This window comes from Flavobacterium sp. MEB061 (assembly GCF_000834715.1).
GTDB lineage: Bacteria > Bacteroidota > Bacteroidia > Flavobacteriales > Flavobacteriaceae > Flavobacterium > Flavobacterium pectinovorum.
The window spans coordinates 1-213 of record NZ_JXQR01000068.1; the positions used below are offsets into that span (position 1 = coordinate 1).

Here is a 213-nt window from a genome sequence, read left to right on the forward strand (position 1 = left end):
GATCCCCGTTAGTTTTACTTCGCCAGGATTTGTTCCAATAACAACCGGATTTCCGTTTAGGGTATCATTTGTAATTACTGATTCTGTTGTAGTTCCTCCCGTGTTTCCATTGATTGAAGCTGTAGTTTCAGTTACAGCATCAATGGTTGGTTTTCCTACCACAACCACTGAAATTACAGAATCACAGTTTGTCGGGTTGGTGATCTCACAGAT

1 protein-coding gene is annotated in these 213 nt (G+C 40.8%); it reads right to left on the reverse strand.

Features of this window, described 5'->3' with window-relative positions; all coding sequences use genetic code 11:
• Positions 1–213, reverse strand: a 213-nt coding sequence (locus RT99_RS25475) for a hypothetical protein (protein ID WP_042566756.1), incomplete at both ends; no start/stop codon positions are given.